Origin of the sequence: Nocardiopsis trehalosi NBRC 14201 (assembly GCF_001552555.1) — a bacterium.
In the GTDB taxonomy this organism is placed as follows: domain Bacteria; phylum Actinomycetota; class Actinomycetes; order Streptosporangiales; family Streptosporangiaceae; genus Nocardiopsis_B; species Nocardiopsis_B trehalosi.
Genome location: NZ_BCRK01000033.1, coordinates 1 through 13037 on the forward strand (window position 1 = coordinate 1; position 13037 = coordinate 13037).

Annotated in this window: 12 protein-coding genes and 1 pseudogene; 7 read left to right on the forward strand and 6 right to left on the reverse strand. The window is 76.8% G+C overall.

Features of this window, described 5'->3' with window-relative positions; all coding sequences use genetic code 11:
* Positions 1 to 811: pseudogene (locus tag NT8_RS08705) on the reverse strand (hypothetical protein); the annotation flags it as partial.
* Between the two features lie 325 nt (positions 812 to 1136).
* Between NT8_RS08705 and NT8_RS08710 the strand changes: the two are divergent.
* Positions 1137 to 2684, forward strand: coding sequence for an MFS transporter (locus NT8_RS08710; protein WP_067966123.1), 1548 nt, complete (start codon positions 1137 to 1139; stop codon positions 2682 to 2684).
* A gap of 18 nt (positions 2685 to 2702) precedes the next feature.
* Positions 2703 to 3299 (forward strand): TetR/AcrR family transcriptional regulator, encoded by a 597-nt coding sequence (locus NT8_RS08715; protein WP_067966125.1) that lies wholly within the window; start codon positions 2703 to 2705, stop codon positions 3297 to 3299.
* 84 nt (positions 3300 to 3383) lie between these two features.
* Here NT8_RS08715 and NT8_RS08720 read toward each other — a convergent pair whose 3' ends face one another.
* The gene (locus tag NT8_RS08720) at positions 3384 to 4043 is read right to left on the reverse strand and encodes a pyridoxamine 5'-phosphate oxidase family protein (protein WP_084468759.1); all 660 of its coding nucleotides are present in this window, start codon (positions 4041 to 4043) and stop codon (positions 3384 to 3386) included.
* Between the two features lie 171 nt (positions 4044 to 4214).
* On the reverse strand, positions 4215 to 5180 hold the full coding sequence (locus tag NT8_RS08725) for an aldo/keto reductase (protein ID WP_067966129.1): 966 nt from the start codon (positions 5178 to 5180) through the stop codon (positions 4215 to 4217).
* Between the two features lie 106 nt (positions 5181 to 5286).
* Between NT8_RS08725 and NT8_RS08730 the strand changes: the two genes are divergently transcribed.
* Positions 5287 to 5703: a MerR family transcriptional regulator gene (locus NT8_RS08730; RefSeq protein WP_067966131.1), complete on the forward strand. Its 417-nt coding sequence runs from the start codon at positions 5287 to 5289 to the stop codon at positions 5701 to 5703.
* Positions 5704 to 5818: 115 nt separating this feature from the next.
* Here the strand turns inward: NT8_RS08730 and NT8_RS08735 are convergent, their stop codons facing one another.
* The gene (locus tag NT8_RS08735) at positions 5819 to 6361 is read right to left on the reverse strand and encodes a GNAT family N-acetyltransferase (RefSeq protein ID WP_067966134.1); all 543 of its coding nucleotides are present in this window, start codon (positions 6359 to 6361) and stop codon (positions 5819 to 5821) included.
* 307 nt (positions 6362 to 6668) lie between these two features.
* On the opposite strand from NT8_RS08735, the gene NT8_RS08740 reads away from it, so the two are divergent.
* On the forward strand, positions 6669 to 7610 hold the full coding sequence (locus tag NT8_RS08740) for a ketopantoate reductase family protein (RefSeq protein WP_067966136.1): 942 nt from the start codon (positions 6669 to 6671) through the stop codon (positions 7608 to 7610).
* A gap of 160 nt (positions 7611 to 7770) precedes the next feature.
* Positions 7771 to 8715: a LysR family transcriptional regulator gene (locus tag NT8_RS08745; protein WP_067966137.1), complete on the forward strand. Its 945-nt coding sequence runs from the start codon at positions 7771 to 7773 to the stop codon at positions 8713 to 8715.
* 21 nt (positions 8716 to 8736) lie between these two features.
* Here NT8_RS08745 and NT8_RS08750 read toward each other — a convergent pair whose 3' ends face one another.
* Complete coding sequence (locus tag NT8_RS08750; RefSeq protein WP_067966139.1) at positions 8737 to 9678, reverse strand: LysR family transcriptional regulator; 942 nt, start codon at positions 9676 to 9678, stop codon at positions 8737 to 8739.
* Between the two features lie 71 nt (positions 9679 to 9749).
* On the opposite strand from NT8_RS08750, the gene NT8_RS08755 reads away from it, so the two are divergent.
* Positions 9750 to 10742 carry an EamA family transporter gene (locus NT8_RS08755; RefSeq protein WP_067966141.1) on the forward strand — a complete coding sequence of 331 codons (993 nt, stop codon included), beginning with the start codon at positions 9750 to 9752 and terminating at the stop codon, positions 10740 to 10742.
* 40 nt (positions 10743 to 10782) lie between these two features.
* Here NT8_RS08755 and NT8_RS08760 read toward each other — a convergent pair whose 3' ends face one another.
* Positions 10783 to 11013 (reverse strand): ECF-type sigma factor, encoded by a 231-nt coding sequence (locus NT8_RS08760; RefSeq protein WP_067966142.1) that lies wholly within the window; start codon positions 11011 to 11013, stop codon positions 10783 to 10785.
* Positions 11014 to 11124: 111 nt separating this feature from the next.
* Between NT8_RS08760 and NT8_RS08765 the strand changes: the two genes are divergently transcribed.
* Positions 11125 to 12921, forward strand: a complete 1797-nt coding sequence (locus tag NT8_RS08765) for a hypothetical protein (protein WP_067966145.1) — start codon at positions 11125 to 11127, stop codon at positions 12919 to 12921.
* Positions 12922 to 13037 lie beyond the last annotated feature (116 nt).

The following is a 13037-nucleotide window of genomic DNA, read 5'->3' on the forward strand; positions in this document are numbered from 1 at the left end:
CCAGCCGGTCGCGCTCGGCGGCCGCCGCCGCAGCGTCCGCGCGGGCGCGCGCGGCGTCCTCGGCCGCCTCGGCGGCGGCCGCCGCCCGCTCCTCGGCGCGGCGGCGCAGGGCGTCGTGCTCCGCGGCGGCCTCGGCGCGGGCCGCGTCGAGAGCGGCGCGGGTGCGTTCGGCCTCCTCCTCCGCCCGTTCCGCGCGTTCGCGGGCCGCGTCGAGTTCGGCGAGGGCGGTCTCGCGGCGGTGCAGGGCCGCGTCGGCCATGCGTTCGGCGGCGCCGGTCGCGGCGACGGCCGAGGCCGCCGCCTCGTCGGCGTGCGCCCGCGCCCGCTCGGCGTCGCGGCGCCGGTTCTCGGCCTCCAGGCGGGCGGCGTCGGCCTCGGCGACGCGCCGGGCGGCGTCGAGCCGGGCGGCCTCGACCTGGGCCTCGGCGCTCGCGGGGTCGGTCATGGTGGCGAACGCGTCGGTCGCCGCGCTCAGCGTGGCCGTGAGCTGCTCGGCCTGCACGGCGAACCGGGTCAGCAGGTCGTCGGCGCGCAGCCGGGCGGTGGTGACGGGCGCGGCGTCGGCGGGGGAGGGGGCGGCGGCCGGGGCCGACCCCGCGGCGCGCGGCGCGGCCGGGTCCGCGGCGGCGTCCTCGACGGCGCGCTGGCGGTCGTCGGCCTCCTGCTGGAGCCGCTGGCGCTCCCGCCACGCCCGCCAGCGCGTGTGCTCGGGGAGGTCGCAGTACTCCGGCGGGCGGCCCGGCGACGACGCCCGTGGAACGGGTCGGGCGCAGCCGGGGAAGTTGCAGGTGTTGGCGTCGCGGTCGGGCACGGCACGAGCGTAGCCACTCCGGCCTCCGCCCGGAGCCACCCCGCCCCGCCTGCCCCGCGCCCGGGCGGCGGCCGCGCCCGCCCGTACGTGCGGCGGCCGGGCCCGGGCGGCGCGTCCGCGCGATGGCGCGCCGCCGGTCGCCCGCCCGGAGGGGGAGGGGCGCGGGCGCGCCGGGCGCCTGGCCTGCGGTGGTCCGCGTGCCGGCGGGCCTCCGGCCGTGGGCCGGGCCCCCGCCGTCCCTCCCTGGTCGGGGCGGCAGGGCGGATTTAGTTGAACGATGGTTCTATTTGTACTAACGTTCAAGAAATCCGACGAAGGGAACGCGATGGAGAACGCGGATGCCCGGCGCGCCGGAGGGCGCGCCTGGGCGGGGCTGGGGCTGCTGGCCCTGCCGACGCTGCTGCTGGGGCTCGACGTGACGGTGATGTACCTGGTGCTGCCGAGCATGGCCGCCGACCTCGCGCCCTCGGCGGTGCAGACGCTGTGGATCATGGACGCCTACGGCTTCCTGATCGCCGGGTTCCTCGTCACCATGGGCACGCTGGGCGACCGGATCGGGCGCCGCCGGCTGCTGATGATCGGCATGGCCGCCTTCGCCGCCGCGTCGGTCCTCGCGGCCTACGCGCCCACCGCCGGGCTGCTCCTCCTCGCCCGCGCGCTGCTGGGCGTCGCCGGGGCCACGCTCATGCCCTCGACGCTGTCGCTCATCTCCACCATGTTCACCGACGCGCGGCAGCGCGCCCTCGCCATCGGGGTGTGGGCGACGATGTTCGCCCTCGGCATGGCCGTGGGGCCGGTGGTGGGCGGCGCGCTGGTCGGCGCCTTGTGGTGGGGCGCGGCCTTCCTGCTCGCCGTCCCCATCGCGGCCGTCGTCCTGGTCGGCGCGCCGCTGCTGCTCCCCGAGCACGCCGACCCGCGCGCCGGCCGGCTCGACCCGGCCAGCATCGCCCTGTCCCTCCTGGCGATCCTGCCGGTGGTCTACGCGGTCAAGGACGCCGCCACCCACGGGCCCGGCGCCGCAACAGCGGCCCTGCTGGCGGTCGGCGCGGCCGCGGGCACGGTGTTCGTGCGGCGCCAGGGCCGCATCCCCGCCCCGCTGCTCGACGTGCGCCTGTTCGCCGACCGGGCCTTCTCCGCAGCGCTGGCCGTCCTGCTCGTCGGCCTGGTCGGGGTGGGCGGGACGATGTACCTGGTCACCCAGTACCTCCAGCTGGTCGAGCGGATGTCGCCCGCGGAGGCCGGGCTGTGGATGGGACCGGCCGCGCTGGCCATGCTCGTCGCCGCCGTCGGCGCCCCGTTCGTCGCCGCACGGGTGCGCCCCGGCCTGGTCATGGCCGCCGCGCTGGGCCTGTCCGTCCTCGGCTACGCCCTGCTGGCGGTCAGCGGCACGGACGCCACAGCGGCCGTCGTGTCGGGGTTCGCGCTGGTCTACCTCGGCCTGGGGGTGCTGGCCGCCCTGGGCACCGACATGGTGGTCGGCGCGGCCCCGCCGGGGCGGTCGGGCTCCGCGGCCGCCCTGTCCGAGACCGTGCAGGAACTCGGCCTCGCCGTGGGGGTCGCCGTCCTGGGCAGTGTGGCCGCCGCCGTCTACCGCGCCCGGACGCCCGTGGTGGAGGGGGTGCCCCCGGAGGCGGCGGCCGGCCTCGCCGACAGCCTCAACGGGGCCGTCGCGGTCGCCGACCGCCTGCCGCCGCACGCCGTCGAGGCGGCCGAGGCCGCCTTCACCGCGGGCGTGAACGCCGCCGCGGTCGTCGCGGGCACCGCCACCGCGGCCGCCGTCCTGGTCTGCCTGGTCGCCCTGCGCCACGTGCGCCCGCTCGGCGCTGAGGAGGAGCCGACCGCGCCCGCACCGGAGGCCGCTCCACTACCCTGAGGGGGCGAAGGGGGAGCCATGGGCGACGAGGACGGCCGGGTCGACGGGCGCACGGAGCGGGGGCGCCGGCGCCGCGCCGAGATCATCGAGGCCACGCTCGCCGTCGTCACGCGCGACGGGGCCGGCGGCGTCACCCACCGCACGGTCGCCAAGGAGGCCGGCATCCCCACCAGCTTGAGCGTCTACTACTTCGCCACCCTGGACGACCTGCTCGTGGCCGCCCTCTCCAGCGTCGCCGACGTCTACACCGCCCGCGTCCGCGAGATCATCGACCACCGCGACGACAAGCTCCGGGGCCTGGCCGAACTCCTCCACGAGTCGGCCGGGCCCGGCCGCGAGCGCGCCCTGGCCGAACGCGAGCTGTCCACCCTCGCCGCCCGCAGGCCCGCGCTGCGGCCGGTGGCGCGCGGCTGGCGCGAGAGCGTGGCCGAACTCGCCGCCGCCGTCACCGACGAACCCGAGGCCGTCGCCGCCGTCGTCGCCGCCTCCGAGGGCCTGTGCACGGCCCTGCTCCTCGACGCCGAGCCCGCGCCGGTCGAGCACGTGCACGGTGTCCTCGCGCGGGCGGCCGGCCTGCGCGCGGCCCCGACCGAGGGGGCCGGGCGGGGCCGCTAGGCCGCGTTGCGGACCGTTCCGGCCCGCGTCCCCGCCGTCCGCTCCACGGGCCGGCGCGGCGGGGCCGGCCCGTGGGCCCCGGGCTCAGGGGGCCGTGAGATAGGGCGGCAGCGGGGCGGCCGGGTCCTGGTCGGCGGCGGGGACCGGGGTGCCGAGGGAGCGGGTCATCGGGATGACGCCGGCCCAGTGGGGGAGCCCCACGTCGCCCGGCTCGTCGATGACGCCGCCATCCCGGACCTTGGCCGCGACCTCGTCCAGGTCGAGCCGGACGATGGCCGTCTGCGCCAGCTCCTTGGCGTCCGGCGGGCGGCAGTCGCCGGACCGGCCCGGCACCGCCGCGTCGAGCAGGGCGTCCATGGCCAGCGCGCGCTCCCCGGGGTCGGTGACCAGGCGGGCGGTCCCGTGGGCCGCCACCGAGCGGTAGTTGACCGAGTGGTTGACCGCCGACCGGGCGAGCACGATGCCCTCGGCGCGGGTGACGGTGACGCAGACCCGCAGGCCGTCCGCCGCCGCCCGCATCGGCCGGCTCCCCGTCGACCCGTGCAGGTACAGGCGCTCGCCCACGCGGGCGTACATGGTGGGCAGGACCACCGGGGCGCCGTCGACCACGAACCCCAGGTGGCAGATCCACTCGGAGTCCAGGATCGCGTGGACCGTCGCGCGGTCGTAGCGGGCCCGGTCGCGCTTGCGCGCCGGGGTGGTGCGGGGCGTCGCGGTGTAGGCCGCGCCGGGGCTGCTCTGCATGCTCGCCACCTTTGTACTAGTTGGAAAAAGACTTTGTCTTCATCCAATGGTACGACGCGCGGTGCCGGGCAGCCGGACGCGGGCGGACCCCGCGGAGCCGTGCTCCGCGGGGCCCGCCCCCACCGTCCGCCCCCACCGCCCGCCCCGGGGCGGGCGGCCCGTCCGCGGCGCCTACGGGCGGCGGTCGCCGTAGCGGGCGCCCACCGCCTCCGGCAGCGCGTCCAGCTCGGCCAGCTCGGCCGCGCCCAGCTTGATGTCGGCCGCGCCGGCGTTGGCGTCGAGGTAGCGCGGCGTCTTGGTGCCCGGGATCGGGATGACGTAGCGCCCCTGCGCCCGCAGCCACGCCAGCGACACCTGCGCGGCCGTGCCGCCCACGCGCTCGCCGATGCGGGTGATGGCCTCGGTGATGGCCTGGTTGGCGTCGATCGCGTCCGCCTGGAAGCGCGGGGTGGTGGAGCGCCAGTCGTCCGCCGGCAGGTCGTCGGCGCTGCGGAACCGGCCCGCCAGGAAGCCCCGCCCCAGCGGCGAGAACGGCAGGAACGCGATGCCGTTGGCCTCGCAGAACGGCACCACGTCGGCCAGCGCCTCGCGGCTCCACAGCGACAGCTCCGACTGCACGCTGGCGACCGGGTGGACCGCCATGGCGCGCTCGATGTCGCCGATCCCGGCCTCCGACAGGCCGAGCGCCCGCGCCTTGCCCGCCGCGACGGCCTCGGCCATGGCGCCCCAGGTCTCCTCCAGCGGCACGTCCGGGTCGACCCGGTGCAGCTGGTAGAGGTCGACGTGGTCGGTGCGGAGCCGCCGCAGGCTGGCGTCGATGCTCGCGCGCACGTGCTCGGGCCGCCCGTTGCGGACCATGCCGCCGGACCCGTCCTGCTCCAGGCCGACCTTGGTGGCCAGCACCGCGCGCTCGCGGCGGTCGGCCAGCGCCCGGCCGACCAGCTCCTCGTTGGTGTAGGGCCCGTACACGTCCGCGGTGTCGAGCAGGTTCACCCCGATGTCCAGGGCCCGGTGGATGACGGACACCGACACGTCGTCGTCGCGGCCGTGCGGGTCGTACCCGTGGGTCATGCCCATGCAGCCCAGGCCGATGACGCCGACCTCGGGTCCGGAATCCCCCAGCGTGGTGGTGAGCATGGTGCGTCCTTCCCGTGGCGTTCCGGCGGCCCCCTGGCCGCCCGCACCGACTCTGCACCCTGGAGTGGACTCAAAGGCAAGTCCGGCACCGGCGTACATTCGGCGTATGACAGCTACGAACCGCCGCGGTCTGACCATCGCCGCGGCCGCCGAACGCACCGGCCTGTCGCCCGACACGCTGCGCTACTACGAGCGCATCGGCCTCATCTCCCCGGTGCCGCGCACGGCCGCCGGTCACCGCGTCTACCAGGACGAGGACATCGCCCGGGTGGAGTTCGTGCTGCTCCTGCGCGCCACCGGCATGCCGGTCCGCGAGATGCGCACCTACTTCCGGCTGCTCCGTGATGGAGATCACACGATCCTGCGGCGCCGGGAGATGCTCGCCGCCCAGCGCCACCGCCTGGGGGAGCAGGAGCGGCGGCTGCGGGCCACCATCGACCACCTGGACCGCAAGATCAGGGTGTACGACGCGCGCCTGGTCGCCGCCGCGGAGCGGCCCGCGCCCGCGCCCGCCCCCGCGTGACGCGCGGCGGCCCGGCACCCCCGTGGGTGCCGGGCCGCCGTGCGCGGTGGGGGCGGCGCGCCGCGGGAGGAGGAGGGCGCCGCCGGACCGCGCGGCCGTGCCGCCGCGTAGGCCGCTAGTCGTGCGCGCCGACCCCGCCGATGCGGCACACCATCGTCGTGACGAAGGGCCGGAAGCCCTCCTGCTCGAAGAAGCGGATGTCGTCGGAGCTGCCCGCCAGCGCGGTCAGCTCGATGTCGCGGACGCCCAGCGCGCCCACCTGCCGGCGGACCTCCTCCAGCAGGCCCGAGCCCACGCCGGCGCCCGTGTGCTCGCGGCGGACGGCGAGGGTCTGCACCACGGCCACCCGGTCGCCGCGGTCCCACGACCCGTGCTGGTTCTCGCGGACGGTCACCATGGCGTAGCCCACGGGCTCGCCGTTGCGCTCGGCCAGGACGGCCAGGGTCTCGGGGTCGGCGAGCCACGCCAGGTACTGGCCGCGGCGGCGGCGCCAGGACTCGGCGCCGTCAACGGACGTGATGACGTCCTCCAGGTGCGGGGCCGTGGCCGTGTGCTGCTCGTGGAGCTCCCCCCACAGCTCGGCCAGCTCCTCGACCTCGTGCGCGCCGAGGTAGCGGAAGCGCAGCACGTCCGGTTTGGTCGCCAACGAAGTTTCCATGTTCTTCCCACCCGTTCCACCCGCGTCGATACGGCTCACATCGGCTTCGGTACACACCAGGCAAAGGTGTGAGCTGTGCTTCCGACAGTACGTGCGGCTCTCCGGTGCGCGTCGGGAATCACGGAGAAAAGGAGAGATCGACGTACCGGTACGGAAATTTCTTTGGTTTTTATGGAAGATGGGTCTCCGGTGCGCGCCCCCGCCGCCCCGCGCGCCACCCCCGCCCCGTCCGCCCCCGGACGCACGGGGGCAGGATGGGAGGCGCACCTCCGCCGCGCCCCGACGCCGTCCCCGAAGGAGCCCGCCGATGCCCGCCCACCCCGACGCCGCCCCCGCACCCGACCCCCGGGACCCCGGCCGGATCACCGTCCTGGCCCCCGGCGGCGTCGGCGGACTGCTCGCCGGCCTGCTCGCGCGGGCCGGGCGCACCGTCGACGTCGTGGCCACCCCGGACACCGCGGCCCGGATCGCGGCCGACGGCCTGCGCGTCGACTCCGCCGCCTACGGCGACTTCACCGCCGCCGTCGAGGCCGCCCCGCGGGCCCGCCACCGCCCCGGCGTGCTCGTCGTCGCCCCCAAGGCCACCGCCCTGGACGCGGCGCTGGACCGGGTGCCCGCCGACCTCGTCGGCGACGCCCTCGTGGTCCCGCTGCTCAACGGCTTCGAGCACATGGCGGCGCTGCGCGCCCGCTACCCCGACGCCCACGTGCTCTCCGCCGCCATCCGCGTGGAGTCGACCCGCGTCGCCCCCGGCCACATCGTGCACTCCAGTCCCTTCGCCGGCCTCGACGTCGCCTACTCCGGCGCACCCGCCGCCCGCGTGGAGGCGTTCGCCGCCGCCGTGCGCGCCGCCGGGCTCCCGGTCGAACTGCGCACCGACGAGGACGCGGTGCTCTGGCGCAAGCTGCACTTCCTGCTGCCCATGGCGCTGGTGTGCACACATGCCGAAGCCGATGTCGGCGCCACCCGCGCCGGCCGGCGCGCCGACCTCCTCGCCGTGGCCGGCGAGGTCGCCGCCGTCGCCGCCGCCCGGGGCGTGCGCCTGGACGCCGACCGGTTCGCGGCCGCGATCGACTCCGTCCCCGCCGCCACCAAGCCGTCGATGCTGCGCGACCGCGAGGCCGGCCGCCCCATGGAGGTCGACGCGCTCGGCGGCGCCCTGCTGCGGGCCGGCCGCGCCGCCGGGGTGCCCACCCCCGCCACGGCGCGCATCGTCGCCGACCTGGAGCGCGTGCGCCCCGCCGGGTGACCCGGGCCGTCCGGCCCGGCCCCGCCCGGCGGCCGGGCCGGACGGCCGCGACCGCCCCCCCGGCACAAACCCCCGCACGGCCCCGGACGTGCAGCGGATCACGTCCGGCACGCGGCCGCCGACGGCGCGTGCGCCCGCGCGCCTCCCCTACATTGGCACCATGATCGATGTGCGGCGGCTGCAGCTCCTGCAGGCGCTCGACCAGCACCACACGGTGGCCGGCACCGCGGAGGCCCTCAACGTCACCCCGTCGGCGGTCTCCCAGCAACTCGCGGCGCTCGCCCGCGAGACCGGGGTCACCCTCGTGGAGCGCAGCGGGCGCCGGTTCCTCCTCACCGGGGCGGCGCGCGTCCTGCTGGAGCACGCCGGGGTCATCTTCGCCGAGATGGAGCGCGCCGAGGCCGACCTCGCCCACTACGCCGAGGGCGGCGTGGGCGTGGTGCGCGTCGGCTCGTTCGCCACCGGCATCTCCGACCTGCTCGCCCCGGCCGTCGCCGCGCTGCGCGCCAGCCACCCCGGGTGGCGGTTCGAGATCGTGCAGGCCGAACCCGAGGAGAGCACCGAGATGCTGCGCACCGGTGCCATCGACCTCGCCGTCACCATGTCCTCGCCGCACCTGCCGCCCAGCGGCACCCGCGAGTTCCGGTTCGACCCCGTCATGGTCGAGCCGTTCGACGCGGTGCTGCCCTACCACCACCCGCTGGCCGCCTGCACCGACCTCGAACTGGGCGCCGACCTCGCCGACGCCGACTGGATCATGTCCGGCCCCGGGTCGGCCTGGTACGACTGCGTCACCGCCGCCTGCAACCAGGCCGGGTTCCAGCCGCGCATCGTGCACACCGTCGACGAGTTCAGCGCCGTGTTCGCGCTCGTCCAGGCCGGCCTGGGCGTGGCGCTGATGCCGCGCCTGGGCTGGACCGGGCTGCCCGCCCCGCACGTGGTCATCCGCACCGTCCGCAACACCGCCCGGCGGCACATCATCGCGCTCAGCCGGGCCGGCGCCGACCCCGAACCCCTGCTCACCGCGGTGCGCGAGGCGGCCGGCAAGGTCCCCGTGCCGTCGGTGGCCCCGCTGCTGGTCCCCGGCTCCGCCGGCACCGGCTGATCCCGCCGCCGGGGCGCCGCCTCACCCCTCGGGCAGCGGCGGCACGTCCCCGGTGCCGTCGAGCACGTCGCGCGCCGCGTCGCGCAGGTAGGCCGCCACCAGGCGGATCGGCCGCCACGCCCACCCGCCCCGGCGCCCCGCCAGCGACACCCGGCGCACCCCGCCCAGGTCGCCCAGCGGGGAGTGCACGACGCCGCGCCGGGTGGCCGCCGCCAGCTTCGGCATGACCCCCACCCCCAGCCCGGCCGCCACCACCTGCTCCACCACGTCCAGGTTGTCGATGCGGTGCCGGATGCGCGGCGCGAACCCGGCGCTGGCGCACAGCCGCCGTACCAGCTCGTCCTCGTCGCTGCCCCGCGAGTTGGCGATCCACGACGCGTCGGCCAGCGCCCGCAGCCGGCGCCGCGTCATCGGCCGGCTGCCGCCGGAGGAGGACCCCGAGGGCTGCGACAGCAGCAGCGGCTCGGTGCCCACCGGGTGCAGCGCCAGCGTGTCGGGGAACCGGCGCGGCACCAGGCTGTACTCGTACACCAGGCCCACGTCCGCGCCGCCCGTCTGCAGCAGCTCCAGCGCCTCGTCCGGCTCGTGCTCGATCAGCCGCACCTCGATGCCGGGGTGGTCGGCGCGCAGCCGGCGCAGCGCGGGCAGCACGATCGGCGGGCCCACGCTGATGAACGTCACCAGGTCGACCCGGCCCGCCGCCTCGCCCCCGCCCGCCAGCTCGTACTCGGCCGCCTCGACCCGGGCGAGGATGTCCACCGCCAGCTCCGCCAGCCGGTGCCCGGCCGGGGTCAGCCGCACCCTGCGGCCGTCGGGCGCCAGCAGCGGGACGCCCACCTCGCGCTCCAGCACCGCGAAGTGCTTGGACACCGCCGAGGTGCCCATGCCCGCGACCTCGCCGACCGCCGCCATCGTGCCCAGCCGGTCCAGCTCCACCAGCAGGCGCAACCGAGTCAGGTCCATCCACCGAAACTACACGGTCCGTCCACCAACGCTCCGTGGACAGAAACAAACGTCGCGGCTGCAATGGGCGGGTGATCATCTCCCTTCCCTTCAGCCCCCTGCGGCGTGTCCGCGTCCCGGCCCCGCTGCTGCTGCTCGCCGGGATGTTCGCCCTGCACGCCGGCAGCGCCCTGGCCGTGCGCGCGTTCGGCGACGTCGGCTCGTTCGGCGTCACCTGGCTCCGCCTGACGTGGGCCGCGCTGCTCCTGCTCGCCCTCAGCGGCCGGTCGCTGTGGACGGCGGTCCGCCGCGCCACCCGCCGTGAGCTGGGCGCCGTGGTGATCCTGGGCACAGTGAGCGCGGGGATGATGGCCCTCTACTCCGAGGCGACGGCGCGCATCGACCTCGGCACCGCCACCGCCCTGGAGTTCCTCGGCCCGCTCGCGGTCGCCGTCATCGCCATGCGCCGCCGCCGCGAACTGGTGTGGATCGGCGCGGCCCTCGCCGGGGTGCTGCTGCTGACCCGCCCGTGGGCGGGGCTGGTCGACCCGGTCGGCATCGCCCTGGGCGCCGCCGGTGCGGTGTGCGTCGCGCTCTACATCGTGCTCACCCAGCGGGTCGGCACGAGCTTCCGCGCCGTCCACGGGCTGGCCCTCGCGCTCACCGTGTCGGCCGTCCTCATGGCCCCGCTGGGCGCCCCGCGCGTGGCCGCCGACGGCGACGCCCGCCTGCTGCTGGTCACCCTCGGCATCGCGCTGCTCTACCCGCTGGTGCCGTTCCTGCTGGAGATGATGGTCCTCCAGCACATGAGCCGGACCGCCTACAGCACCTTCGTCAGCATGGAGCCCGCGATCAGCCTGGTCATGGGCCTGCTCCTCATCGGCCAGACCCCCGCCGCCGTCCAGGTCGCCGGGATGGCGCTGGTGGTGGTGGCCGGCCTCGGCGCGGCGCGCGGCGACCGCGGCGCCTACCCGCAGACGGCCGCCCCGCCCGCCCCGCCCGAGGCGGAGCCCCGGGCGGCAGCCGGGCCCGCCGACCCCGGCCCCGGACCGGCGGCCGCGCGCGAACCGGAGCCGGTGTGCTGAAGAACACGCGGGGGCCGGGGCGCCGCCCCGCCCCCGCTGTTCACCGCTCTCCCCGCCGCCCCCCGTACTTCTTGTGCACCGCCTGCTTGCTGATGCCGAGCACGGTCGCGATCTCACTCCAGGTGAACCCCTGCAGGCGGGCGCGCCGGACGTGCACCGCCTCCAGCCGCTCGACCTCGGCCTTCAGCCGCACGGTGGCGGCGAGCGCCTCGATCGGCGCGGCGTCGTCACGCACCGACGCGGCCAGCGGGGTGATCCGGTCGTCCTCCATACCCCGCAACCTATGCCGTGGACGGCACGCGCGCCACGGCGCCGCCCCGCCCGCCGGGCGCGGCGCGGTGGGACGGGCGGCCCCGCGCCATCCACTAGGGTCGGCTCAGACATGAGCGAGCACACAGATCTGGACCTGCTCCGCGCTTACGAGCCCGTTCTCGCCTACACCCGCGGAGAGCTGTTCTTCCCCTCAGATGTCGAGGCCTACATCCGCTGCTGCAGCCTGTGGGTGGAGGAGGCCGGCGGGGAACGCGAGGCCGTACCGGCGGGGGAGCTGACCGTCGAGCGCCTGGGGCGCGCCGAGGCGGAGTGGCCCGACCGGCACAAGCACCTGCGGTTCGTCCAGGAGTCCTCGCTGCGCGCCGAGGCCCGCCGGTTCCGCCGCACCGCCCGCCCGGTCATCCCCAAGAGCGGCCGGCTGGCCGCGGTCGGCGTGCTCGGCCGGGTCGTCGACGTGCTGGTCAAGCTCTCCCTGCTCATCCGCGGCGCCGTGCCCGGCGGGGTCGCGGCGGCCGCCGCCACCCGCTACCGCGACCGGGTCGCCGCAGCGGGCGCCACCTACTACGGGCGGGTCATCCGCGAGGGCGGCTACGTCGCGCTCCAGTACTGGTTCTTCTACGCCATGAACGACTGGCGCTCCACCTACGGCGGCGTCAACGACCACGAGGCCGACTGGGAGAAGGTCACCGTCTACCTGGCCGAGGACGCCGACGGCGGCCTGCGGCCCGTGTGGGTGGGCGCGTCCTCCCACGAGTACCGGGGGGACGACCTGCGCCGCCACTGGGACGACCCCGCCCTGGTGCGCGAGGGCGACCACCCCGTGGTGTTCGTCGGCGCCGGGTCGCACTCCCACCAGATGCTGCCCGGCGACTACCTCATCCAGGTCGACCCGGCCGTGCTGCGCGGCGTGGTGCGGTTCTGGCGCCGGCTGTCCAAGCGGCTGCTGCCCCGCGACAGCGCCATCGTCCGGCACGGCATCGGCGTGCCGTTCGTCGACTACGCCCGCGGCGACGGCACCCGGGTCGGCCCCGGCGCCGAGCACGCGTGGACGCCCGTCCTCATCGACGACACCACCCCGTGGGTGCGCGGGTTCCGCGGCCTGTGGGGCCGCGACACCCGCGACTGGTTCGACGGCGAGCGCGCCCCCAGCGGCCCCCGCTACGAGCGCGACGGCACCGTGCGCCGCTCCTGGGCCGACCCGCTGGCCTGGGTCGGCCTGCAGAAGGAGCCGCCCACCGAGGAGGCGGCCCGCGCCGGCCTCGCCGAGCACCTGCGCACCCTGGAGGAGGAGATCTCCGCCGCGGACGCCGAGATCGCCGCCGGCCGCGCCGAACTCCGCCGGCTGGCGTCGGCCCGCTCCGTGCTCTCGCGCGAGGCGGGCACCGGCCGCCAGGCCCGCGAGTACGGCGAGAAGGTCGACCGCGCCGAGGCCGACCTTGCCGCCGCCTACCGCACCCGGTCGCTGCTCGCCGACGAGTGCGACGTGCTGCGCGCCGCCCTCGCCGGCGACGCCCCGGTCCTCGCCGGACCCACCGCGCACCTCAAGTCCCCGCACCTGCCCTACGCCTCCGGCGAGCAGCGGCCCACCCGGTTCCTGCACGTGTGGGCCACCCTGAGCACCCCGCTGCTCATCATCGCCCTGGGTGCCATGCTCTTCCTGCACGGCCCGTTCACCGTCCCCGCGATGATCGGCGTGGTCCTGGTGTTCGCGATGGTGGACGCGTTCGCCCGCAGCAAGCTGATGTCCTTCCTCACCGGCCTGGCCGTGCTCATCGTGGTGGTGGCCGTCATCGCGGCGATCATCGCGGCGTTCCTCGCCAACTGGCGGGTCGCCCTGCTGGTGCCGCTGGCGGCCGTCGTCGTGGTGCTGCTCGTCGTCAACGTCCGCGACCTGCTGCGCCGCTGACCCGGCGCCGCCGCCCGGCCGCCCCCGTGTCAACGCCCCGGTGAACGGCCGCGTCCCAGCGGGCGGCCGGTCGCGGCCCCCGCACCGCCGCCGCGACGGTCCCGTCGCGTCCGGCC